The following is a 23,297-nucleotide window of genomic DNA, read 5'->3' on the forward strand; positions in this document are numbered from 1 at the left end:
TATGGATTTTCATCTGACTAGAGAGCAGCAGATGCTCCGTAAGATGTACCGCGAGTTCGCCGAGAATGAAGTCAAGCCCCTGGCCCAGGAAATCGACGAAGAAGAGCGGTTCCCCATGGAGACCGTCGAGAAGATGGCCAAGCTGGGGATGATGGGCATTTACTTCCCCAAGGAGTACGGCGGCGCCGGCGGCGACGTCCTCTCCTATGCCATGTGCGTGGAGGAACTGGCCAAGGTCTGCGGCACCACCGCCGTCATCGTCTCCGCTCACACTTCCCTGTGCTGCGCCCCCATCTTTGAGCACGGCACCGAGGAGCAGAAGAAGAAGTATCTGCCCGATCTGTGCTCCGGTCGTAAGATCGGCGCCTTCGGTCTGACCGAGCCCGGCGCCGGTACCGACGCCTCCGGCCAGCAGACCACCGCCGTCCTGGAGGGTGACCACTATGTGCTGAACGGCTCCAAGTGCTTCATCACCAACGGCAACGTGGCCGACACCTTCGTGGTCTTCGCTATGACCGACAAGAAGGCCGGCAACCACGGCATCTCCGCCTTCATCGTGGAGAAGGACTTCCCCGGCTTCTCTCAGGGCAAGCATGAGAAGAAGATGGGTATCCGCGGCTCCTCCACCTGCGACCTGATCTTTGAGGACTGCATCGTTCCCAAGGAGAACCTGCTGGGCAAGGAAGGCAAGGGCTTCAAGATCGCCATGCAGACCCTGGACGGCGGCCGTATCGGCATCGCCTCCCAGGCTCTGGGTCTGGCTGAGGGCGCCATTGACGAGGCTGTCAAGTACACCAAGGAGCGTGTCCAGTTCGGCCGTCCCCTGAGCAAGTTCCAGAACACCCAGTTCCAGCTGGCCGACATGGCCTGCCGCGCTCAGGCTGCCCAGTACGTTGTGTACGCTGCGGCTATGAAGAAGCAGAACCACGAGCCTTACAGCGACGCCGCCGCCATGGCCAAGCTGTTCGCTGCTGAGACCGCTTCTGACGTCACCCGCCGCGCCGTTCAGCTGTTCGGCGGCTATGGCTACACCCGTGAGTATCCCGTGGAGCGCATGATGCGCGACGCCAAGATCACCGAGATCTACGAAGGTACTTCTGAGGTCCAGCGCATGGTCATCGCCAAGCACCTGGGTCTGTAATTAAGAGGAGGTTTAGGTCGAAATGAAAATTATCGTTTGTGTCAAGCAGGTTCCCGATACCTCCGGTAAGGTGGCCGTGAACCCCGATGGTACGCTGGACCGCGCTTCCATGCAGACCATCACCAACCCCGACGACCTGAACGCCGTCGAGGCCGCTCTGAAGCTGAAGGACGAGACCGGTTGCAAGGTCATCGTTGTCACCATGGGTCCTCCTCCCGCGGAGGGCATGCTGCGTGAGATCCTGGCCCGCGGCGCTGACGAGGCCGTTCTGGTCTCCGGCCGTGAGTTCGGCGGTTCCGATACTTACGCTACCTCTCAGATCCTGGCCGCTGCCATCAACCGCATCGGCGTGGAGCAGGACGACATCGTCATGTGCGGCCGTCAGGCCATCGACGGCGATACCGCCCAGGTCGGTCCCCAGATCGCTGAGAAGCTGCACCTGCCCCAGGTGACCTATGCCGCCGACATCCATAAGGAAGGCGACACCATCACCGTCAAGCGTATGCTGGAAGACGGCTACATGACCATCAAGGTCCAGACTCCCTGCCTGCTGACCTGCATCAAGGAGCTGAACGAGCCCCGTTACATGAGCGTCGGCGGCGTCTTCGAGGCTTACAGCAAGCCCATGGAAGTGTTCGACTACAACGCTCTGAAGGACGATCCCCTGATCGATCCCACCACCATCGGTCTGAAGGGCTCTCCCACCAACATCCTGACCTCCTTTACTCCTCCCCAGAAGGGTGCCGGCATGATGCTGGACGAGGGCGACGACAAGGCGAACTGCGATAAGCTGGCCAGCCTGCTGGCTAAGAAGCACATCATCTGATCGAAAGGAGAAAGATAAGACTATGGCTACTTTTAATAACACTGATCTTGCTGCTTTCAAGGATGTGTGGGTCTTCTGCGAGCAGCGTCAGGGCAAGCTGATGCCCACCGACTTTGAGCTGATCTCCGAGGGCCGTCGTCTGGCCAACGAGCTGGGCGTCAACCTGTGCGGCCTGCTGCTGGGCGACAACGTTGAGGGTCTGGCCAAGGAGCTGGGCGGCTATGGCGCCGACAAGGTCTATGTCTGCGAGCATCCCCTGCTGAAGGACTACACCACCGACGCTTATGCCCACGTCATCTGCCAGGTCATCGAGGAGCTGAAGCCCGAGGCCTTCCTGATCGGCGCCACCAACATCGGCCGTGACCTGGGCCCCCGCTGCGCTGCCCGTCTGCACACCGGCCTGTGCGCTGACTGCACCCATCTGGACGTGGACATGGGCATCTACAAGGGCTTCCTGAAGGAGGCTTCCACTCTGCCCGAGGCCAAGATCGACGGCCTGAACTCCGCCATGGTTCTGGGCGAGAAGCACGATGTTTCCCGTGACCTGAAGATGACCCGTCCCGCTTTCGGCGGTCACCTGATGGCCACCATCATCTGCCCCCGTTTCCGTCCCACCATGGCTACCGTCCGTCCCGGCGTTATGAAGAAGGCTCCCTTCGATCAGGCCAAGGCTGACGCCTGCGTCATTGAGAAACCCGCTTTCACCTTGACCGAGGACGACATCCAGACCGAGGTCGTTGAGACCGTCAAGGCCGCCAAGAAGCTGGTCGACCTGATCGGCGCCGACTTCATCGTGTCCTGCGGCCGTGGCATCAGCAAGGATGTCGAGCGCGGCATTCAGCTGGCTGAGGAACTGGCTGCCGAGCTGGGCGGCGTCGTGGGCGGCTCCCGTGCCGTCATCGACTCCGGCTGGATGACCGCCGACCATCAGGTCGGCCAGACCGGCAAGACCGTGCATCCCAAGGTGTACGTGGCTCTGGGCATCTCCGGCGCCATTCAGCACAAGGCTGGCATGCAGGATTCCGAGTGCATCATCGCTGTCAACAAGAACGAGACCGCTCCCATCTTCGAGATCGCCGATTACGGCATCGTGGGCGACCTGTTCAAGGTGACTCCGCTGCTGACCGAGGCCATCCGCGCCGCCAAGGCTGCGAAGTAAGCATATTCTCTGAGTGCTTCAGAGGGCTGTCCGAAAGGACAGCCCTCTGCTTTTTCCGCCCAAGGAGAAAAAGAATCCCATGAAACAGTTGTAAAATCGGAAAAAACAGTGTATGATAGGTTCCATAATCAAAAGCTCACGGGACCGCGAACGGTCCGCGGAAGTGGCAGCACATTGAGAATATGGAACAAGGAGGTCCGCAGCATGAGCAAAACAGCACGTATGGTGATGAAAATCATCGGCGCGAGCCTGGCGTTCGCCGCGGTTGTCTGCCTGCTGATCGGCGGCTGGCATGATCTGTCCGTGGCGGGCAGCGGCATCAAGAAGAGCCTCAGCCGCAAGTTCAGCTCTGAGTATGACGACTACGACGACGAGGAGCTGTACGAATAAAACAGGATAACAAAAGGGCCGTCCCGACGGGACGGCCCTTTTTATGTGCGCTTATTCAGAAAGCACACCAATATCTATTGACAGAACAATTGAAACATGGTATAATTAATCGCTTTTAATGACGGGATGATAGTTATCCATCCTTTTTACTACATTCAAGATAGCACATCTGACGAGAAAAAGCAATACCAGAGCGAATGGAATGTAACAACAAAGCCGCGTGTGTCAAAAAATGCAGGCGGCGCCGGAGCGCGTTGGATGAAAATACTCTGCCTGCCGGAGGGAGGTCGGTCTCTCCGGAAGGGCAAAAGAAAGGCTGCGTGAAAAAACAGATGGCAAAAGACAAGTATTACGGAAACACTCTCCGCAAGTGCTTTGCCCGGCATGAGGAAGTCGTCCCCATGCCCAACCTTCTGGAGATCCAGAAGAAGTCCTATCAGTGGTTCTGGGATACGGGCCTGCGTGAGGTCTTCGCGGACGTGGGGACCATCAACGACTACCAGGGCAACCTGGAGCTGAGCTTCATCGACTACAAGATGGATGAGCCTCCCAAGTACGACGTGGAGGAGTGCAAGGCCCGGGACGCCACGTATGCCGCCCCCCTGAAGGTGAAGGTGCGGCTGTACACCAAGCAGGACGGCGCCATCAAGGAGATCAAGGAGCAGGAGATCTTCATGGGCGATTTCCCGCTGATGACCCACTCCGGCACGTTTGTCATCAACGGCGCCGAGCGCGTGGTGGTCTCCCAGATCGTCCGCAGCCCCGGCGTCTACTTCGGCAAGGAACTGGACCTGAAGACCGATCTGCCCATCCTCTCCTCCACGGTCATTCCCTACCGGGGCGCCTGGCTGGAGTATGAGACGGATGCCAATGAGATGTTCTGGGTCCGTATCGACAAGAACCGGAAGCTGCCCATCACCTGCCTGATCCGGGCCCTTGGCATCAAGACCGACGCGGAGATCAAGGAGCTGTTCGGCGACGATCCCCGCATCATGACCACCCTGGAGAAGGATCCCTGCAAGTCCTACGAGGACGCCATGCTGGAGATCTACCGGAAGCTGCGTCCCGGCGAGCCCCCCACAGTGGAGGCCTGCGAGACCCTGATGAACAACCTGTTCTTCGATCCCCGCCGGTATGACCTGTCCACCGTGGGCCGGTACAAGTTCAACAAGAAGCTGTCCCTGTGGGCCCGGATCGCCGGCTACAAGCTGCTGCAGCCCGTGGCGGATCCTGCCACCGGCGAGATCCTGTTCGACGAGGGCCATCTGCTCTCTAACGAGGATGCCAAGCTGCTGGACGCCGTGGGCGTGGGCGAGGTCCTCGTTGACGTGGAGGGCGAGTCCCTGAAGGTCATGTCCAACAAAATGTGCGACCTGAAGCACTATGTGGACTTCGACCCCCTGAAGGAGTGCGGCATCAAGGAGCGGGTCCGCTTCGAGGTGCTGCAGGAGCTGCTGAACCAGTACAGTGGGGAGGACCTGAAGGATCAGATCCGCCTGCACAAGGATGAGCTGGTGCCTAAGCACATCGTCGTGGACGATATCCTCTGCTCCATCAACTATATGAACGGTCTGGCCCGGGGCATCTCCAACAAGGACGACATCGATCACCTGGGCAACCGCCGCCTGCGCTGCGTGGGCGAGCTGCTGCAAAACCAGTTCCGCATCGGCTTCTCCCGCATGGAGCGCGTCATCCGGGAGCGCATGACCATCCAGGACCTGGATGTGGTCACGCCCCAGAGCCTTATCAACATCCGGCCCGTCACCGCCGCCATCAAGGAGTTCTTCGGCTCCAGCCCCCTGAGCCAGTTCATGGACCAGACCAACCCCCTGGCGGAGCTGACCCACAAGCGGCGTCTGTCCGCACTGGGCCCCGGCGGTCTGAGCCGTGAGCGCGCCAACATGGAGGTCCGTGACGTCCACTACAGCCACTACGGCCGCATGTGCCCCATCGAGACCCCCGAAGGTCCCAACATCGGCCTGATCTCCTATCTGGCCACCTATGCCCGTGTCAACGAGTACGGCTTCATCGAGGCTCCCTACCGCAAGGTGGATAAGGAGACCTTCCGTGTGGCCAACGACATCACCTATATGACCGCCGACGAGGAGGACAACTATATCGTCGGCCAGGCCGCCGAGCCTGTGGACGAGAACGGGTGCCTGATCAACCAGCGTATCATTGCCCGCCACCGCGACGAGATCGTGGAGGTGGATAAGGAGCTGGTGGACTATATCGACGTCAGCCCCCGCATGATGGTGTCCATCGCCACCGCCATGATCCCTTTCCTGCCCAACGACGACGCCAACCGCGCCCTGATGGGCGCCAACATGCAGCGTCAGGCCGTGCCTCTGCTGCGGCCCGAGGCCCCCATCGTGGGCACCGGCATGGAGCACAAGATCTGCATCGACTCCGAAGTGGTGGTGCTGGCGGAGGGCGACGGTGAAGTCACCTCTGTGGACGCCCGTCACGTCACCGTCAAGTACGACGACGGCCATACCAAGGACTACAAGCTGACCAAGTTCCTGCGCTCCAATCACGGCACCTGCATCAACCAGCGGCCCATCGTGTCCGTGGGCGAGCGGGTCCACGGCAAGCGCGTCAACGCCGCCGGCGAGGTGGAGGATCCCACGGTCCTGGCCGACGGCCCCGCCACCGATCAGGGCGAGATCGCCCTGGGCCGGAACATCCTGGTTGGCTTCATGACCTGGGAGGGCTACAACTACGAGGACGCCGTTCTGCTGAACGAGCGCCTGGTCCGGGAGGACTACTACACCTCCGTCCACATCGAGGAGTTCGAGATCGACTCCCGTGACACCAAGCTGGGCCCCGAGGAGATCACCCGTGACATCCCCAACGTGGGCGAGGACGCCCTGAAGGATCTGGACGAGAACGGCATCATCCGCATCGGCGCGGAGGTCCGCTCCGGTGATATCCTGGTGGGTAAGGTCACGCCCAAGGGCGAGACCGATCTCACCGCCGAGGAGCGCCTGTTGCGCGCCATCTTCGGTGAGAAGGCCCGCGAGGTCCGCGACACCTCTCTGAAGGTGCCCCACGGCGAGGCCGGTATCGTGGTGGACGCCAAGGTCTTCACCCGCGAGGGCGGCGACGAGCTGGGCCCGGGCGTCAACCAGGTTGTCCGGGTGTATATCGCCCAGCGCCGGAAGATCCAGCCCGGCGACAAGATGGCAGGCCGTCACGGCAACAAGGGCGTCGTGTCCCGCATCCTGCCCCAGGAGGATATGCCCTTCCTGCCCGACGGTACGCCGCTGGACATCGTGCTGAACCCCCTGGGCGTGCCCTCCCGTATGAACATCGGTCAGGTGCTGGAGGTCCACCTGGGCTATGCCGCCCAGAAGCTGGGCTGGAAGGTGGCCACCCCCATCTTCGACGGCGCCACCTACGAGGACATTCAGGACGCCCTGCGTCTGGCTGGTCTGGATCCCGAGGGCAAGAGCGTGCTGTACGACGGCCGCACCGGTGAGCCCTTCGATAACAAGGTCACGGTTGGCTACGTCTACTTCCTGAAGCTGCATCATCTGGTGGATGATAAGATCCATGCCCGTTCCACCGGCCCCTACTCCCTGGTCACCCAGCAGCCGCTGGGCGGCAAGGCCCAGTTCGGCGGCCAGCGCTTCGGCGAGATGGAAGTCTGGGCCCTGGAGGCTTACGGTGCCGCCTATACCCTGCAGGAGATCCTGACCGTCAAATCCGACGATGTGACGGGCCGTGTCCGGACCTACGAGTCCATCGTCAAGGGCCACAACGTGCCTCAGCCCGGCGTGCCCGAGTCCTTCAAGGTGCTGGTGAAGGAGCTGCAGTCCCTGTGCCTGGACATCCAGGTGCTGGATGTGGAGGGCAACCCCATCGAGCTGAAGGAAGACGAGGACGCCATGGATACCTTCAACCTGGCCCGGATGGACGCGGACGACCGTCACCGCGCCTTCGCGGAGGACAACGAATTCCAGGAGTCCGGCTTCGATATCGAGGACGCTCCCGACGATGCCGGCAGTGAAGTGGGCATGGACGACCTGGGCGACGAGGGCGACGACGGCGCGGATTTTGACGACGAGTGATTTGGAATCGCCGACAAAGACACATTCTGAATCATGTAAGGAGGATACAGCCAAATGACTGATAACAATACCGGCAACAACATCGCGTTTGACTCCATCAAGATCGGCATGGCATCTCCGGAGCAGATCCGCGAGTGGTCCTACGGCGAGGTCAAGAAGCCGGAGACCATCAACTACCGGACTCTGAAGCCGGAGAAGGACGGCCTGTTCTGCGAGCGCATCTTTGGACCCACCAAGGACTGGGAGTGCCACTGCGGCAAGTACAAGAAGATCCGCTACAAGGGCAAGATCTGCGACCGCTGCGGTGTGGAAGTCACCCGCGCCAAGGTGCGCCGCGAGCGCATGGGCCACATCGAGCTGGCCACCCCCGTGTCCCACATCTGGTATTTCAAGGGCATTCCCTCCCGGATGGGCCTGCTGCTGGACATCAGCCCCCGGATCCTGGAGAAGGTCCTGTACTTCGCCAGCTATATCGTCACCGATCCCGGTGAGACGCCCCTGTCCAAGAACCAGATCCTGTCCGAGAAGGAATACCGGGACTACCGCGAGAAATACGAGGACGACTTCCAGGCCGGCATGGGCGCCGAGGCCGTGAAGAAGCTGCTCCAGGACGTGGATCTGGAGGCCCTGTCCGCACAGCTCCACAAGGAGCTGAAGGACGCCTCCGGCCAGAAGAAGGCCCGCATCGTCAAGCGTCTGGAAGTGGTGGACGCCTTCCGCATCTCCGGCAACAAGCCGGAGTGGATGGTCATCGACGTGCTGCCCGTCATCCCCCCCGAGCTGAGGCCCATGGTCCAGCTGGACGGCGGCCGGTTCGCCACCTCTGACCTGAACGACCTGTACCGCCGGGTCATCAACCGCAACAACCGTCTGAAGCGCCTGATCCAGCTGAACGCCCCGGACATCATCGTCCGGAACGAGAAGCGGATGCTCCAGGAGGCCGTGGACGCCCTGATCGACAACGGCCGCCGTGGCCGCGCCGTCACCGGCGCCAACAACCGTGCGCTGAAGTCCCTCAGCGATCTGCTGAAGGGCAAGCAGGGCCGGTTCCGTCAGAACCTGCTGGGCAAGCGTGTCGACTACTCCGGCCGAAGCGTTATCGTAGTCGGCCCCGAGCTGAAGATCTATCAGTGCGGCGTGCCCAAGGAGATGGCCGTGGAACTGTTCCGTCCCTTCATCATGAAGAAGCTGGTGGAGGACGGCACCGCCAACAACATCAAGTCCGCCAAGAAGATGGTGGATAAGGGCGACACCGCCGTGTGGGACGCCCTGGACGTCATCATCAAGGACCACCCCGTTATGCTGAACCGCGCCCCCACGCTGCACCGTCTGGGCATCCAGGCCTTCGAGCCGGTGCTGGTGGACGGCCGCGCCCTGAAGCTGCACCCTCTGAACTGCACCGCCTTCAACGCCGACTTCGACGGCGACCAGATGGCCATTCACGTGCCTCTGTCCGCTGAGGCCCAGGCGGAGGCCCGCATCCTGATGCTGTCCGCCAACAACCTGCTGCGTCCCCAGGACGGCGGCCCCGTCACCGTCCCCACCCAGGACATGGTGCTGGGCTCCTACTACCTGACCATGGAGCGCATGGGCAAGGCGGAGAAGGGCGCCGAGACCATCTGGTGCGAGGACCCCGGCGACACCGACCTGCCCGCCCAGTCCATCGTGGACGGCGACGACTTCGTGGCCGCCCGGGACCGGGCCAAGGCGGAGGGCAAGAAGCTGCCCACCTACAAGCCCCTCCACTACTACGCCAGCGAGGAGGAGGCCATGATGGCCTACTCCGACCACGTCATCGGCCCCCACTGCCCCATCGGCGTCCGGGTGACCCGGGTGGGCGAGGACGGCCGCCGCGTGCCCCGTACGCCCAACGAGCCCACCCGCGTGGTGGAGACCACGCCGGGCCGTATCATCTTCAACGCCAACATTCTCCAGGACCTGGGCTTTGTGGACCGCAGCGATCCCGCCCACGCCTTTGACTACGAGATCACCTTCACCTGCGGCAAGAAGGAGCTGGGCAAGATCGTCGACAAGACCATCCGCCACCATGGCTTCACCGAGGCCGCCGAAGTGCTGGACGCCATCAAGGCCACCGGCTACAAGCACTCCACCCTGGCCGCCATCACCGTGTCCATCGCGGACATGACGGTTCCTCCCCAGAAGTACGAGCTGGTCCACAAGACCGAGGAGCGGGTTCTGGAGATCGAGAACCACTACAAGATGGGCTTCATGACCGATCAGGAGCGCTACAAGCAGGTGGTCCAGGAGTGGGAGAAGACCACGGACGACGTCTCCAACGCCCTGCAGAAGAACCTGGACCGCTACAACCCCATCTTCATGATGGCGGACTCCGGCGCCCGAGGCTCCATGAAGCAGATCCGTCAGCTGGCCGGTATGCGCGGCCTGATCGCCAACACCGCCGGCAAGACCATCGAGATCCCCATCAAGGCCAACTACCGCGAGGGCCTGACCGCTCTGGAATACTTCATCTCCAGCCGCGGCGCCCGTAAGGGCCTGGCCGATACCGCTCTGCGTACCGCCGACTCCGGTTATCTGACCCGCCGAATGGTGGACGTCTCCCAGGACGTTATCATCCGGGAGCAGGACTGCGGCGTCACACACGGCATCAAGGTCTCCGAGATCAGCGAGAACGGCCAGGTCATCGAGAAGTTCTCTGACCGCATTTTCGGCCGCTATCCCGTCCATGACGTGGTGGATCCCGCCACCGGAGAGCTGCTGGTGTCCAGCAGCCAGATGATCGGCGAGGCCGAGGTCAAGAAGATCGAGGACGCCGGCATCACCAGCCTGGAGATCCGCACCGTCCTGACCTGCAAGGCTCACAGCGGCGTCTGCGCCAAGTGCTACGGCATGAACCTGGCCACCCGCCAGCCCGTGGGTCCCGGCGAGGCGGTCGGCATCATCGCCGCCCAGTCCATCGGCGAGCCCGGCACCCAGCTGACCATGCGTACGTTCCACACCGGCGGTCTGGCCGGCGGCGACATCACCCAGGGTCTTCCCCGAGTCGAGGAGCTGTTCGAGGCCCGGAAGCCCAAGCGTATGGCCCAGATGGCGGAGATCGGCGGAAAGGTCCACTTTGAGGAGACCAGCAAGAGCCTGCTGAACGCCATCATCACCGCCGACGACGGCGACACCCGCATCTACGCCGTGCCCCACACCGGCCTGCTGGTGAAGGAGGGTGACGTGGTGGAGAAGGGCGCCGTCCTGACCTACGGCGCGCTGAACCCCCACGATGTCCTGCGCATCCGCGGCGAGGACGCGGTGTACAACTACCTAATCCAGGAAGTCCTGCGTGTGTACCGTCAGCAGGGCGTGGACATCAACGATAAGCACATCGAGATCATCGTCCGCCAGATGATGCGCAAGGCCCGCCTGGAGGACGCCGGCGACACCAACCTGCTGGACGGCTCCATGGTGGATGTTCTGGAGCTGGAGGACGCCAACGAGGAGATCCGCCGCCGCAACGATGCCGGAGAGCGGCAGGAGAACGGCGAGCCTCTGCGGGAAGCCAAGGGCACCCGTCTGCTGATGGGTATCACCAAGGCCTCTCTGGCCACCGACTCCTTCCTGTCCGCCGCCTCCTTCCAGGAGACCACCAAGGTCCTGACCGAGGCCGCCATCAAGGGCAAGGTGGACCATCTGGTGGGCCTGAAGGAGAACGTCATCATCGGCAAGCTGATCCCCGCCGGCACCGGCCTCACCGCCTACAAGGAGTTCGCGGAGGAGCTGGTCCCCGAGCAGGAGCAGACGGCTGACGAGGACATCATCCCCAGCTTTGACGACTGAGAGAGATACGTGACGAACAGGCAAGGCCGCCCGGACGGGCGGCCTTGTGTCTTCTTTCGGAGGACAAACGGCCTGCGGGGATGGGAAACGTCCATTTTGACTCTTTTCGCCGAAAAAATCAGAGAAAAACGGGTTAAGTTTTGAAAAAACCTGGGAAAAATGCTTGACGGCGGGGGACCCTCATGCTATAATCTACAACTGCGTGGGTCTGTTCCCGCGAATTTTGCTATGCGTTTCAGGAGGGACTCCCGTGGTATCGGAATTGGCTTCATCCAACAGAGTCGTGGGCGTGAAGCAGTCCCGCAAGGCCATCCGGGAGGGACGGGCCGCCAAGGTCTTTCTGGCGGCGGATGCCGACCCTGCTGTCACCGGCCCTATTGAGGAAGACTGCGCTGCGCGGGGCATCCCCATGGAGAGCGAACACACCATGGCCCAGATCGGAAAGGCCTGCCGTATCACGGTGGGCGCCGCTGTGGCGGTACTGCTGAATGAGCAGTAAGAATTTGGTTTTTTCGGAATAACCGCGAGGTTTTCCGCAAAAAATAGAGGGAAACGTCTCAGACGATCTCCCAAGATTTTCAAAGAAAGGAGAACCATATGCCTACTTTTAACCAACTGGTCCGGAAGGGACGCCAGCAGGCAACCTACAAGTCCACTTCTCCCGCACTGCAGAGCGGTCTGAACTCCCTGAAGAACAAGACCACCGATCTGCCTTCTCCCCAGAAGAGAGGCGTCTGCACCGCAGTGAGAACGGCCACTCCCAAGAAGCCCAACTCCGCGCTTCGTAAGATCGCCCGTGTGAAGCTGACCAACGGCTATGAGGTCACCGCCTATATTCCCGGCGTGGGCCACTCCCTGCAGGAGCACTCCGTGGTCATGATCCGCGGCGGCCGTGTCAAGGACCTCCCCGGCGTTCGTTATCACATCATCCGTGGTAAGCTGGATGCCCAGGGCGTTTCCGGCCGTATGCAGGCCCGTTCCAAGTACGGTGCCAAGCGTCCCAAGCAGAAGTAAGTTCTGCAAAATTCTGAAAGCTTTGCCGAATAGGTTTATATATAAATGTATGATACAGACCTCTTTGGCAGGCATTCACGGAAGGCTGAAATATGCCTTTTGAGTACCTATGAGATCATAGAATATTATGAAGGAGGGAAGCATAGTGCCCAGAAGAGGTAATGTTCCCAAGAGAGAGGTTCTGCCCGATCCGATCTACGGCTCCGTCCTGGTGACGAAGCTGACCAACAGCGTCATGCTGGATGGCAAGAAGGGTGTGGCGCAGAAGGTGGTCTACGCGGCTTTCGACCAGATCAAGGAGAAGACCGGCAAGGACCCCATTGAAGTGTTCACCCAGGCTATGGAAAACATCATGCCCAGCCTGGAGGTCAAGGCCCGCCGTGTCGGCGGTGCCAACTACCAGGTCCCCATGGAAGTTCGCCCCGCTCGCCGTCAGACTCTGGCTCTGCGGTGGCTGACGGCTTACTCCCGTGCCCGCAGCGAGCGGACCATGGCTGAGAAGCTGGCCGGCGAGATCATGGACGCCGCTAACAACACCGGCGCCGCCGTGAAGAAGCGCGAGGAAGTCCACAAGGCTGCCGAGGCCAACAAGGCATTCGCGCACTTCCGCTGGTAAGTTAGGAGAAACAGAGTATGCCGAGAAAAACACCTCTGGAAAACACCCGCAATATCGGTATCATGGCCCACATCGACGCCGGCAAGACCACCACGACGGAGCGTATCCTGTACTACACCGGCGTGAACTACAAGATCGGCGAGACCCATGACGGCACTGCCACCATGGACTGGATGGCTCAGGAGCAGGAGCGCGGCATCACCATCACCTCCGCCGCCACCACCTGCTACTGGGAGGGCTCCAATGTTGGCGGCAAGGGACGCAAGTTCCCCAAGACCCGCATCAACATCATTGATACTCCGGGCCACGTGGACTTCACCGTTGAGGTCCAGCGTTCCCTGCGCGTACTGGACGGCTCTGTGACCGTGCTGTGCGCCAAGGGCGGCGTGGAGCCCCAGTCTGAGACTGTGTGGCGCCAGGCTGATAACTACAAGGTGCCCCGCATGATCTACGTCAACAAGATGGACATCATGGGCGCCGACTTCTATAACGTGCTGCACATGATCGACGAGCGTCTAAAGTGCAACGCCGTGCCCATCCAGCTGCCCATCGGCAGCGAGGATACCTTCAAGGGTATCATCGACCTGATCGAAATGGACGCTGATGTCTATTATGACGAGATGGGCAAGGATATGCGCGTGGAGCCCATCCCCGAGGACATGGTGGACCTGGCCAACGAGTACCATGAGAAGCTCATGGACGCCGTCTCCATGTTCGACGACGAGATCATGGAGGCCTATCTGGGCGGTGAGGATGTTCCTCAGGAGAAGATCCGCGCTGCCATCCGTAAGGCCACCATCGCCAACGAGATGGTCCCCGTTGTCTGCGGTACTTCCTACCGCAACAAGGGCGTGCAGAAGATGCTGGACGCCATTGTGGACTATATGCCGTCTCCCCTGGACGTGCCGGCCATCAAGGGCGTCAACCCCAAGACCGACGAGGAGGAGGATCGTCCCTCCGACGATAATGCTCCCTTCTCTGCCCTGGCATTTAAGATCATGACCGACCCCTATGTGGGCCGTCTGAGCTTCTTCCGCGTGTACTCCGGCCATCTGACCACCGGTTCCACCGTGCTGAACAGCACCAAGAACATCAAGGAGCGCATTGGCCGTATCCTGCAGATGCACGCCAACCACCGGGAGGATATCGAGGAGGTCTACTCCGGCGATATCGAGGCCGCCGTGGGTCTGAAGAACACCACCACTGGCGACACCCTGTGCGATGAGAAGCACCCAATCATTCTGGAGTCCATGGACTTCCCCGAGCCCGTTATCCGTGTCGCCATCGAGCCCAAGACCAAGGCTGGTCAGGAGAAGATGGGTCTGGCGCTGGTGAAGCTGGCCGAGGAGGATCCCACTTTCAAGACCTACACCGACGAGGAGACTGGTCAGACCATCATCGCTGGCATGGGCGAGCTGCATCTGGAGATCATCGTCGACCGTCTGCTCCGCGAATTCAAGGTGGAGGCCAATGTGGGCGCCCCTCAGGTCGCCTACAAGGAGACCATCAAGAAGGCTGTGGATCAGGAGACCAAGTACAAGCGCCAGAGCGGCGGCTCCGGTCAGTACGGCCACGTCAAGATCAAGGTGGAGCCCAACGAATCCGGCAAGGGTTACGAGTTTGTCAACGCCGTTGTGGGCGGTGCGATTCCCAAGGAATTCATCCCCGCTGTCGACGCCGGTATCCGCGGCGCCCTGCAGGCCGGTGTTGTGGCCGGCTTCCCCGTGGTGGACGTGAAGGTCACCCTGTACGACGGCTCTTATCACGAGGTCGACTCCTCTGAAATGGCGTTCAAGATCGCCGGCTCCATGGCCTTCAAGGAGGCCATGCGGAAGGCGGATCCCGTCCTGCTGGAGCCCATCATGAAGGTCAGCGTTATCGCTCCCGATGATTATCTGGGCACCGTCATCGGCGACCTGACCGCACGCCGCGGTCAGATCCTGGGCCAGGAGGCCCGTCCCGGTGCACAGCAGGTGGACGCACTGGTGCCTCTGGCCAACATGTTTGGCTACGCCACCGACCTGCGTTCCAGCACTCAGGGCCGTGGTCAGTACACCATGGAGCCCCACAGCTACTCTGAGCTGCCCAAGAACATCCGGGAGAAGATCGTGGCTGAGCGCTCCAAGCCCCAGGACTAATTCGGGTATTGATTTTCCGTTTCATTTACGGTAAAATAAGCAGTGCTGAATGATATGCGCTGCACAAATCGAATCCATTGAAATTGATAGGAGGATTTTCAAATGGCGAAGCAGAAATTTGAAAGAACCAAGCCCCATGTTAACATCGGCACCATCGGTCACGTCGACCATGGCAAGACCACTCTGACCGCCGCTATCACCAAGTGGCTGTCCTTGCAGGGCAAGGCTCAGTTCGAGGCTTATGACAGCATCGATAAGGCTCCCGAGGAGAAGGAGCGCGGCATCACCATCAACACCGCTCACGTTGAGTATGAGACCGAGAAGCGTCACTATGCTCACGTTGACTGCCCGGGCCACGCCGACTATATCAAGAACATGATCACCGGTGCTGCCCAGATGGATGGCGCCATCCTGGTCATCGCTGCTTCCGACGGCCCCATGGCTCAGACCCGCGAGCACATCCTGCTGGCCCGTCAGGTCGGCGTGCCCGCCATTGTTGTGTTCCTGAACAAGTGCGATCAGGTCGACGACGAGGAGCTGATCGAGCTGGTCGAGATGGAGGTCCGTGAGCTGCTGAGCAAGTACGAGTTCCCCGGCGACGACATCCCCATCATCCGTGGTTCCGCTCTGAACGCTCTGGTGTCCGACTCCACCGATCCCAACGCTCCCGAGTATGCCTGCATCAAGGAGCTGATGGACGCTGTTGACGATTATATCCCCACTCCCGACCGTAAGGAGGATCAGCCCTTCCTGATGCCCGTCGAGGACGTGTTCACCATCTCCGGCCGTGGTACCGTTGCTACCGGCCGTGTGGAGCGTGGTATCCTGAAGATGTCCGAGGAAGTCGAGATCGTTGGTCTGTCCGACGAGAAGAAGAAGACCGTCGTCACCGGCATCGAGATGTTCCACAAGCTGCTGGACTACGCTGAGGCCGGCGACAACATCGGCGTTCTGCTGCGTGGTATCGACCGTACCGGTGTTGAGCGCGGCCAGGTTCTGGCTAAGCCCGGCTCCATTCATCCCCACACCAAGTTCGTTGGCCAGGTCTACGTTCTGACCAAGGACGAGGGCGGCCGTCACACCCCCTTCTTCAACAACTATCGTCCCCAGTTCTACTTCCGTACCACCGACGTTACCGGCGTCATCACTCTGCCCGAGGGCACCGAGATGTGCATGCCCGGCGATAACGTGGACATGAAGGTCGAGCTGATCACCCCCATCGCCATCGAGAAGGGCCTGCGTTTCGCTATCCGTGAGGGTGGCCGTACCGTTGGTTCCGGCGTTGTTATCGACATCGAGGAGTAATCCCGAATCGTAACTGCATAAAAAAGGACCGGCTGCAAAGCCGGTCCTTTTTGCTTGTCGAAAAACCTTTTTTCAGAGGAAAGTACTTCCGAAACAGCAGGGGGAGCTCGAGGGGGCGAAGCCCGCCTCGAATGAGATCGAATGCCTGCAAAAAGCCTGCGTCAGCAGGCGTTTGCGCCGCGCAGCGGCAGCTTTTCGGGCCGCTGCGCGGTCAGAAAAGCGAGGCATTATGCAGGCAGTTGAAAAAGTCCATCGGACTTTTTCAACTGCCTGAGGACCGGCTGCAAAGCCGGTCCTTTTTGCGTCTATTCGCCCTCCGTTTCCGGAAACGCCAGTCCCGCCCGGAAGCCGCCGGCGCCGGAGACCACCAGATCTCCTGCGGCGGGATGCTCCTCGTATACGTACAGGTTGATCTGGACGCCGTCGGGCCGGTCCGGATAGTTCCGCACAGCGTAGGTATACCGGGTGACCGGTTTGCCCAGACACTGCTCCAGGTCCATGCCCTGAGACTTCTGGAGGACGTTGTACTCCGCGTAGTCCTCTGGCAGACGGTCCGGGAAGAGAAGCTGGAAGGTCTCCAGCGGCTCGCTGTCTACCTCCCAGCCCCAGGACGCCAGATAAGAGACCCGATCCTCATTGGAGAGGAGCTGGGGCGTCTCCGATTCATCTCTGCCGCCGGAGAACAGGACGGCGGCCAGCGCAAGGACTGCCGCAGCGGCCAGCAGGACCAGCAGGAGCTTTTTTCTGGAGAATTTCGCGGTAAAAATGACCATAGAGGGATCATTCCTTTCCTTATGGAGCGTTCCCGGCACGGGGAGGCAGACAGGCAGCGGTTTTGCACGATGTCCTAAAGGTTTTTATTCCAATTCCGCGGGAATTATGATAGGATGGATACGATTCAAATAGGAGAGGGGAGAGCGTCCATGGCTGTGCAGCGCCTGGATAAGATCTTAGCGTCCACCGGACGGTGGTCCCGCCGGGAGGTGAAGCTGCTGGTCCGGCAGGGCCGGGTGCTGGCGGACGGACGGCCCGCCGCATCTCCGGAGGAGAAGTACGACCCGGCGGTCACGGCACTGACCGTGGATGGGGAGGATATCGGCTACCGGGATGTCACATGGCTGATGATGAACAAGCCCGGTGGCGTGCTGTCCGCCACGGAGGACGGGCAGGGCACGACGGTGCTGGATTTGCTGTCGCCGGAGCTGCGGCGCATCGGACTTTTTCCCGTGGGGCGGCTGGACAAGGACACGGAGGGTCTGCTGCTTCTGACCAACGACGGTGATCTGGCGCACCACCTGCTGTCTCCCCGGCACCATGTGGACAAGGTGTACTTCGTCCGGGTCGCCGGACGGCTGACGGCGGCGGACCAGGCGGCGTTCCGGGAGGGCATGATCCTGGGAGACGGTCTGCACTGCATGCCAGCGGAGCTGGAGATCCTGACGGCAGGAGAGAACAGCGAGGCCCATGTGACCCTCCGGGAGGGAAAATTCCATCAGGTGAAGCGGATGCTGGCCGCTCTCGGAAAGCCCGTTCTCTATCTGAAACGGGTGGAGATGGGCAAATTGCCATTGGATATAAAACTGGCTCCGGGGGACTACAGATTCCTGACAGAGGAGGAGTTGGAATTGCTTCGACAGGTGTGAAAAGCATTTTCCGGATTTTCAAATGTTCGACAAAAAGCAGTCTATTTTTTTGTTGAAAAGGGAAAAAACATCTTGCAATCCGACAAAAATCCCGATATAATATAGACATTGACAATTTGCACAAAGAATTTTTATGAATTCCGAGTGAGGAGGCCGACTATGTCTGGGAGAATTTTTCAAAATGTAGTCCTGCAACTCAAGGAGAACACGGATCGCACGGTGGGCGTGATCGATGGAGAGGGCATCGTCATCGCCTGCAGCGAGCTTTCCATGATCGGACAGCGCTGGGCAGAGCACGTCAGCATCATCAATAACGCAGCTGGCGCCATGGTGACTTCCGATGGAAAGACCTTCAAGGCCCTCAACGGCTGGGGCAATCAGTTCGACTACGCCGCTTTTGCCTTTGGAGAGAATGAGATCAGCAAGACCGTCTGCTCCATGTCCACGGTGGCGCTGAACGCCGCCAAGTCCTATTACGAGGAGAAGCATGACCGGGGGTCCTTCATCAAGGACATCATCTCCGACAATATCATGCTGGGCGATATTTACATCCGCGCCAAGGAACTCCGGGTGGTGGCCGATGTGCCCCGGGGAGTCTTTGTCATCCGCTCTCTGCGAAAGGGAGAGTCCGTGCCTACGGACACCATCCAGTCCCTGTTCCCGGACCGGCAGAATGATTTTGTGCTCTCCGTGGGCGAGGGAGACGTGGTCCTCATCCGCCAAATGGCCGACGGCACCGGCGTCAAGGAGCTGAACCGCATCGCCGCCTCCATTGAGGAGTCCCTCCGCAACGGCACGGAGAGCTCTGTGGTGGTGGGCATCGGCACCGTCGCCCTGCACCTGCGGGATCTGGCCAAGAGCTACAAGGAGGCCAATATCGCCATTGAGGTGGGCAAGGTCTTTGACACGGAAAAGTACGTCATCAACTATGAGAATCTGGGCATTGGCCGTCTGATCTATCAGCTGCCCACCACCCTCTGCGAGATGTTCCTCCAGGAGGTGTTCAAGAAGAACCCCATCGACGCCCTGGACAAGGAGACCCTGTTCACCATCCACAAGTTCTTCGAGAACAATCTGAACGTATCTGAGACCGCCCGGAAGCTGTTCGTCCACCGGAACACTCTGGTGTACCGTCTGGAGAAGATCAAGAAGCTGACAGGTCTGGATCTGCGGGAGTTCGACGACGCCATCACCTTCAAGGTGGCGCTGATGGTCAAGAAGTATCTGACCTCACGGGGTATCGACTCCTGACCGTTTCCCATAACTACATCCAACGCCTCCGGCACACAGCCGGAGGCGTGTTTCTTCAGAAGTAGGGGGGCGCAGAAGGGCGTTTTCAAACACGCCGCCCTCGGACTGCCCCGTGGAAATGCCTGCGCTGCGCCGCCGCGGCAGAAAAACCGGCGGGACCGGGAAAAATTGAAAAAACGCTTGCATTCCGCGGAATTCTATGGTATCCTATCAGGGCGAAAAAGGGCGGTCCTCTGTCGTGCGGGGGCTGTAGTGTGCCATCCCGCCTGAAAAACGGTCATGAACGCCTATTAATTAGGAGGATATATCCATGGATCTCATCAAGGAACTGAACAAAGAGCAGCTGGCCAAGGAGATGCCCGAGGTCAAGATCGGTGACACCGTCCGTGTCCACGTGAAGGTCAAGGAAGGCTCCCGCGAGCGTATCCAGGTCTTCGAGGGCACCGTCATCGCCAAGAAGCACGGCGGCATCGAGGAGACCATCACCGTCCGCCGCATTTCCTACGGCGTGGGCGTGGAGAAGATTTTCCCCGTGCATTCTCCCTCCATTGACACCATCGAGGTGGTCCGCGGCGGTAAGGTCCGTCGTGCGAAGCTGTACTACCTGCGTTCCCGCGTGGGCAAGGGCGCCAAGGTCAAGGAAAAGCTGTAAAATGCTCGAAAAGGAGAGGCGTTGGCCTCTCCTTTTTCCTTTTTGCCCGATTTTTGCTACTGATTCTTGATGAAAAAGTTTCATCAAGAATCCCGCGTGCTGCGCACGCGCGAATTGTGCAGAGGCACCATTCGGCGTCTGCTGTGCATCAGTTCGATGAGCCAAATCAGAGATTTGGAGTCTCACTGATCATAAAAACTGAACGCGCTTCGTGCTATCAAACGGTTGGAACCGTTTTCATCAGTTTTCGTATCAGATTTCCGGCGGGAACCCTTGCTCTGCCGGATTTTTTTTGATATACTATAAAATCAGGTCATTATAGATTGCCGGCGCGCCATATCCCCGTTATGGCTGCGGAGACGGGAGAGGAACTGCGCCGGCACTTGGAGGATCAAGGTATGTGGAAGAAAACAGAGAAGCAGGAGAAGCCTGCGGAGACGGGCAGGGAGGAGAAGCAGATTCCGGACCGGGGCACCTATGAGTGGATGCAGGCCCTGGTCTGTTCCGTGCTGGCGGTGGTCCTGATCTTCACCTTCGTGATCCGCATCATCGGCGTCTCCGGCCACTCCATGCTGCACACGCTGCAGGACGGGGACCGGCTGCTGGTGCTGAACTCCCTGTTCTACCGGGACTATCAGTACGGGGACATCGTGATCCTGCGGAAGCAGACCTTCACCAGCGAGCCCATCGTCAAGCGGATCATCGCCACGGAGGGCCAGACGGTGGACATCGACTTCACCGCGGGCGTCGTCTACGTGGACGGCGAGGAGTTGGACGAGCCCTACATCGCGGAGCTGACCTTCGAGCAGGAGGGAACGGAATTCCCTCTGACGGTGCCGGAGGGCTCCATCTTTGTCATGGGCGACAACCGCAACGGCTCCAACGACAGCCGGGATTACCGTCTGGGCACGGTGGATACCCGGTATATCATCGGCAAGGCGGTGTTCCTGCTGTATCCGGGACCGGACAGCGTGACAGAGGAGAGGGACTACGGCCGCATCGGCCCCATCCACGGCACGGATGAGCTGGACGTGGATCTGACCAGAGCACAGAGGGCGTTGGCATGAATATTCAATGGTATCCCGGTCATATGACCAAGACCCGCCGGATGATTGCGGAGCAGCTGAAAAACGTGGACGCGGTGTGCGAGATCCTGGACGCCCGCATCCCCATCTCCAGCCGGAATCCGGACGTGGATGAACTGACGGCGGGAAAGCCCCGGCTGGTGGTGTTGAACCGGGTGGATCAGGCGGATCCCGCCGCCACCCGCCGCTGGGCGGACTGGTTCCGGGCCAAGGGCTACGCGGTGCTGGAGTCCAACGCCAAGGCCGGCGCGGGGACGAAGCAGTTCGCCGCCGCCGTCCGGGAGCTGCTGGCGGAAAAGGTGCGGGCCTACGCGGAAAAGGGACAGAACCGAGTGCTCCGGGTGATGATCCTGGGCATCCCCAACGTGGGCAAATCCACCTTTATCAATCAGGTGGCGGGCCGCAAGACCGCCCGCACCGAGGACCGGCCCGGCGTCACCCGCTCCAAGCAGTGGGTGCCCATCGACCGGGGGCTGGAGCTGCTGGACACGCCGGGCATCCTGTGGCCCAAATTCGAGGACCAGAGCGTGGGATTGAATCTGGCCTACACCGGCGCGGTGAAGGACGACATCCTGGATGTGGAGACCCTGGGCTGCCATCTGATGGCCTACCTGGGGGATCGGTATCCCGCAGCGCTGGAGAGCGCCTATAAGCTGCCGGTCCTGCCGGAGCGGCAGCCGGAGGAAAACGACATCGCCTGGGGCTACCGTCTGCTGGAGGCGGCGGGGAGAAAGCGGGGCTTTCTCATCTCCGGCGGCGAGACGGACACGGAACGCATGGCGAAGATCCTGCTGGACGAGTTCCGGGCAGGCAAACTGGGGCGGTTCACGCTGGAACTGCCGGGAGAAGGAGAGAAAACGGTATGAATTGTCCATTCTGCGGAAATCCCATGGAGGAGGGCAACGTGACCACGGCGGACAGCATCGGCCTGTTTTTCATGCCCAAGGGGATGCAGCCGGATCGCATATTCAACACCCACAAAAATATTGAGCACCGGGGCGGCCTGGTGCTGGACGGCCCTTACAGCGGCGGCAACTTCCGTCTGAACACCACGGAGATCCCGGCTCACGTCTGCAAGTCCTGCCGGAAGATCGTCATGGATTATTAAAGGAAGACGGCGGGTATGAGACGGAAGCAACAGGAGACCGTGGACCTATGGGCCTGTGAGCGGGAACAGTGGGCGCAGGGTGTGCGGATCCTCTGCGGCGTGGACGAGGCGGGCGCCGGTCCGCTGGCGGGGCCGGTGTACGCTGCGGCGGTGATCCTGCCCAGGGAGGCGGACATCCCCGGCCTCAACGACTCCAAGCAGCTGACGGAGAAGCAGCGGGAGGCCTTCTACGACGTTATCACCGGCATGGCGGAGGCCTGGAGCGTGGCCCGGGTGGAGGCGGAGGAGATCGACGCCACGGACATCCTCAGCGCCCGGATGAAGGCCATGCAGCTGGCCATCGACGGTCTTGCCATCCAGCCGGATCTGGCCCTCATCGACGGCAACCGGGACCACGGAAAGAGCGCCGCCGTCACCACGCCCCATCTCACCATCGTGAAGGGCGACGGAAAGAGCGCGTCCATCGCGGCGGCGTCCATTCTGGCCAAGGTCAGCCGGGACCGGTATGTGTCCGGCGAGCTGGACTGCCAGTATCCCCAGTACCAGTTTGCCAAACACAAGGGATACGGCACGAAGCTCCACTATGCGATGCTGGACCAGTACGGCCCCTGTCCAGCTCACCGGCAGACCTTCCTGAAAAAGTGGGAGGACCGGAGGACATGAGCCGGACCAAAGACGCCGGAGACCGGGGAGAGGCGGCAGCCGCCCGGTATCTTTTGGATCGGGGCTGCGAAGTGCTGGACCGCCAGTGGCGGTGCCGGTACGGAGAATTGGACCTGGTGGCCCGGACGAAGGAGGGCGTCCTCTGCCTTGTGGAGGTGAAGCTCCGGAGCAGCCGCTCCGCGGCGCTGCCCCGGGAGTTCGTGGACGCCCGCAAGCAGGAGCGGCTGCGGAAGACGGCCATGGCCTATCTGACCGCCCATGGCTGGGAGGATGAGCCGGTCCGCTTTGACGTGGCGGAGGTCTGGCAGGACGGGGACGGAGGGATCCGCCTGGAATACCTGCCCGCTGCCTTTGAATAGGGAAAATACCGTCCGCGGCAGGCGCGGCGGAGATTATATAAGAAAATTCTTCCTGAAAGAGAGGAACCCA

Annotated in this window: 20 protein-coding genes; 19 read left to right on the forward strand and 1 reads right to left on the reverse strand. The window is 60.6% G+C overall.

Annotated features, from left to right (window positions below; genetic code table 11):
• The first annotated feature begins 1 nt into the window (after position 1).
• The 11 genes from ACTNBU_RS01660 to tuf all read left to right on the forward strand — a co-directional run bounded on the left by ACTNBU_RS01660 (position 2) and on the right by tuf (position 16,466).
• Positions 2 to 1,141, forward strand: a complete 1,140-nt coding sequence (locus tag ACTNBU_RS01660; protein WP_441030065.1) for an acyl-CoA dehydrogenase — start codon at positions 2 to 4, stop codon at positions 1,139 to 1,141.
• A gap of 22 nt (positions 1,142 to 1,163) precedes the next feature.
• Positions 1,164 to 1,967 (forward strand): acryloyl-CoA reductase electron transfer subunit gamma, encoded by an 804-nt coding sequence (gene acrB, locus ACTNBU_RS01665; RefSeq protein ID WP_441030067.1) that lies wholly within the window; start codon positions 1,164 to 1,166, stop codon positions 1,965 to 1,967.
• Positions 1,968 to 1,989: 22 nt separating this feature from the next.
• Positions 1,990 to 3,126 (forward strand): acryloyl-CoA reductase electron transfer subunit beta, encoded by a 1,137-nt coding sequence (gene acrA / locus ACTNBU_RS01670; protein WP_441030069.1) that lies wholly within the window; start codon positions 1,990 to 1,992, stop codon positions 3,124 to 3,126.
• A 204-nt stretch (positions 3,127 to 3,330) separates the two neighbouring features.
• The gene (locus ACTNBU_RS01675; protein ID WP_441030071.1) at positions 3,331 to 3,516 is read left to right on the forward strand and encodes a hypothetical protein; all 186 of its coding nucleotides are present in this window, start codon (positions 3,331 to 3,333) and stop codon (positions 3,514 to 3,516) included.
• A 332-nt stretch (positions 3,517 to 3,848) separates the two neighbouring features.
• On the forward strand, positions 3,849 to 7,589 hold the full coding sequence (gene rpoB, locus ACTNBU_RS01680) for a DNA-directed RNA polymerase subunit beta (protein ID WP_441030073.1): 3,741 nt from the start codon (positions 3,849 to 3,851) through the stop codon (positions 7,587 to 7,589).
• A 54-nt stretch (positions 7,590 to 7,643) separates the two neighbouring features.
• A complete protein-coding gene (gene rpoC / locus ACTNBU_RS01685; protein WP_441030074.1) occupies positions 7,644 to 11,393 on the forward strand; it encodes a DNA-directed RNA polymerase subunit beta' in 3,750 nt (1,249 codons plus the stop codon).
• 250 nt (positions 11,394 to 11,643) lie between these two features.
• On the forward strand, positions 11,644 to 11,892 hold the full coding sequence (locus ACTNBU_RS01690) for a ribosomal L7Ae/L30e/S12e/Gadd45 family protein (protein ID WP_441030076.1): 249 nt from the start codon (positions 11,644 to 11,646) through the stop codon (positions 11,890 to 11,892).
• Between the two features lie 98 nt (positions 11,893 to 11,990).
• A complete protein-coding gene (gene rpsL, locus ACTNBU_RS01695; RefSeq protein ID WP_441030078.1) occupies positions 11,991 to 12,407 on the forward strand; it encodes a 30S ribosomal protein S12 in 417 nt (138 codons plus the stop codon).
• Between the two features lie 145 nt (positions 12,408 to 12,552).
• The gene (rpsG, locus tag ACTNBU_RS01700; RefSeq protein ID WP_441030080.1) at positions 12,553 to 13,023 is read left to right on the forward strand and encodes a 30S ribosomal protein S7; all 471 of its coding nucleotides are present in this window, start codon (positions 12,553 to 12,555) and stop codon (positions 13,021 to 13,023) included.
• Between the two features lie 17 nt (positions 13,024 to 13,040).
• Positions 13,041 to 15,161, forward strand: a complete 2,121-nt coding sequence (gene fusA / locus ACTNBU_RS01705; protein ID WP_441030082.1) for an elongation factor G — start codon at positions 13,041 to 13,043, stop codon at positions 15,159 to 15,161.
• A 102-nt stretch (positions 15,162 to 15,263) separates the two neighbouring features.
• The gene (gene tuf / locus ACTNBU_RS01710) at positions 15,264 to 16,466 is read left to right on the forward strand and encodes an elongation factor Tu (protein ID WP_441030084.1); all 1,203 of its coding nucleotides are present in this window, start codon (positions 15,264 to 15,266) and stop codon (positions 16,464 to 16,466) included.
• Between the two features lie 305 nt (positions 16,467 to 16,771).
• Here tuf and ACTNBU_RS01715 read toward each other — a convergent pair whose 3' ends face one another.
• Entirely contained in the window at positions 16,772 to 17,239 is a 468-nt protein-coding gene (locus tag ACTNBU_RS01715) for a DUF4830 domain-containing protein (protein WP_441030086.1), read from the reverse strand.
• A gap of 150 nt (positions 17,240 to 17,389) precedes the next feature.
• Between ACTNBU_RS01715 and ACTNBU_RS01720 the strand changes: the two genes are divergently transcribed.
• The 8 genes from ACTNBU_RS01720 (at position 17,390) to ACTNBU_RS01755 (ending at position 23,227) form a co-directional block, all read left to right on the forward strand.
• Complete coding sequence (locus tag ACTNBU_RS01720; protein WP_441030088.1) at positions 17,390 to 18,109, forward strand: pseudouridine synthase; 720 nt, start codon at positions 17,390 to 17,392, stop codon at positions 18,107 to 18,109.
• A 159-nt stretch (positions 18,110 to 18,268) separates the two neighbouring features.
• Positions 18,269 to 19,360: a PucR family transcriptional regulator gene (locus ACTNBU_RS01725; protein ID WP_441030090.1), complete on the forward strand. Its 1,092-nt coding sequence runs from the start codon at positions 18,269 to 18,271 to the stop codon at positions 19,358 to 19,360.
• A 310-nt stretch (positions 19,361 to 19,670) separates the two neighbouring features.
• Positions 19,671 to 20,012, forward strand: coding sequence for a 50S ribosomal protein L19 (gene rplS / locus ACTNBU_RS01730; protein WP_441030092.1), 342 nt, complete (start codon positions 19,671 to 19,673; stop codon positions 20,010 to 20,012).
• 398 nt (positions 20,013 to 20,410) lie between these two features.
• A complete protein-coding gene (gene lepB / locus ACTNBU_RS01735) occupies positions 20,411 to 21,079 on the forward strand; it encodes a signal peptidase I (protein ID WP_441030094.1) in 669 nt (222 codons plus the stop codon).
• A complete protein-coding gene (gene ylqF / locus ACTNBU_RS01740; RefSeq protein WP_441030096.1) occupies positions 21,076 to 21,963 on the forward strand; it encodes a ribosome biogenesis GTPase YlqF in 888 nt (295 codons plus the stop codon). The genes lepB and ylqF overlap by 4 nt, the downstream gene beginning before the upstream one ends.
• Positions 21,960 to 22,205 (forward strand): PF20097 family protein, encoded by a 246-nt coding sequence (locus ACTNBU_RS01745; RefSeq protein ID WP_441030098.1) that lies wholly within the window; start codon positions 21,960 to 21,962, stop codon positions 22,203 to 22,205. The genes ylqF and ACTNBU_RS01745 overlap by 4 nt, the downstream gene beginning before the upstream one ends.
• A gap of 15 nt (positions 22,206 to 22,220) precedes the next feature.
• Positions 22,221 to 22,868: a ribonuclease HII gene (locus tag ACTNBU_RS01750; RefSeq protein WP_441030099.1), complete on the forward strand. Its 648-nt coding sequence runs from the start codon at positions 22,221 to 22,223 to the stop codon at positions 22,866 to 22,868.
• On the forward strand, positions 22,865 to 23,227 hold the full coding sequence (locus ACTNBU_RS01755) for a YraN family protein (RefSeq protein ID WP_441030101.1): 363 nt from the start codon (positions 22,865 to 22,867) through the stop codon (positions 23,225 to 23,227). Before ACTNBU_RS01750 ends, ACTNBU_RS01755 begins: the two co-directional genes overlap by 4 nt.
• The last annotated feature ends 70 nt before the right edge of the window (positions 23,228 to 23,297 follow it).

The organism is Dysosmobacter sp. HCP28S3_G4 (assembly GCF_052065175.1).
GTDB lineage: Bacteria > Bacillota > Clostridia > Oscillospirales > Oscillospiraceae > Oscillibacter.

Bases quoted from the DNA above. Each gene is read 5' to 3' on its own strand.
- ACTNBU_RS01660 (WP_441030065.1), top strand. From the start codon at position 2: ATGGATTTTCATCTGACTAGAGAGCAGCAGATGCTCCGTAAGATGTAC.
- acrB (WP_441030067.1), top strand. From the start codon at position 1,164: ATGAAAATTATCGTTTGTGTCAAGCAGGTTCCCGATACCTCCGGTAAG.
- acrA (WP_441030069.1), top strand. From the start codon at position 1,990: ATGGCTACTTTTAATAACACTGATCTTGCTGCTTTCAAGGATGTGTGG.
- ACTNBU_RS01675 (WP_441030071.1), top strand. From the start codon at position 3,331: ATGAGCAAAACAGCACGTATGGTGATGAAAATCATCGGCGCGAGCCTG.
- rpoB (WP_441030073.1), top strand. From the start codon at position 3,849: ATGGCAAAAGACAAGTATTACGGAAACACTCTCCGCAAGTGCTTTGCC.
- rpoC (WP_441030074.1), top strand. From the start codon at position 7,644: ATGACTGATAACAATACCGGCAACAACATCGCGTTTGACTCCATCAAG.
- rpsL (WP_441030078.1), top strand. From the start codon at position 11,991: ATGCCTACTTTTAACCAACTGGTCCGGAAGGGACGCCAGCAGGCAACC.
- fusA (WP_441030082.1), top strand. From the start codon at position 13,041: ATGCCGAGAAAAACACCTCTGGAAAACACCCGCAATATCGGTATCATG.
- tuf (WP_441030084.1), top strand. From the start codon at position 15,264: ATGGCGAAGCAGAAATTTGAAAGAACCAAGCCCCATGTTAACATCGGC.
- ACTNBU_RS01715 (WP_441030086.1), bottom strand. From the start codon at position 17,239: ATGGTCATTTTTACCGCGAAATTCTCCAGAAAAAAGCTCCTGCTGGTC.
- ACTNBU_RS01720 (WP_441030088.1), top strand. From the start codon at position 17,390: ATGGCTGTGCAGCGCCTGGATAAGATCTTAGCGTCCACCGGACGGTGG.
- ACTNBU_RS01725 (WP_441030090.1), top strand. From the start codon at position 18,269: ATGTCTGGGAGAATTTTTCAAAATGTAGTCCTGCAACTCAAGGAGAAC.
- rplS (WP_441030092.1), top strand. From the start codon at position 19,671: ATGGATCTCATCAAGGAACTGAACAAAGAGCAGCTGGCCAAGGAGATG.
- lepB (WP_441030094.1), top strand. From the start codon at position 20,411: ATGTGGAAGAAAACAGAGAAGCAGGAGAAGCCTGCGGAGACGGGCAGG.
- ylqF (WP_441030096.1), top strand. From the start codon at position 21,076: ATGAATATTCAATGGTATCCCGGTCATATGACCAAGACCCGCCGGATG.
- ACTNBU_RS01745 (WP_441030098.1), top strand. From the start codon at position 21,960: ATGAATTGTCCATTCTGCGGAAATCCCATGGAGGAGGGCAACGTGACC.
- ACTNBU_RS01750 (WP_441030099.1), top strand. From the start codon at position 22,221: ATGAGACGGAAGCAACAGGAGACCGTGGACCTATGGGCCTGTGAGCGG.
- ACTNBU_RS01755 (WP_441030101.1), top strand. From the start codon at position 22,865: ATGAGCCGGACCAAAGACGCCGGAGACCGGGGAGAGGCGGCAGCCGCC.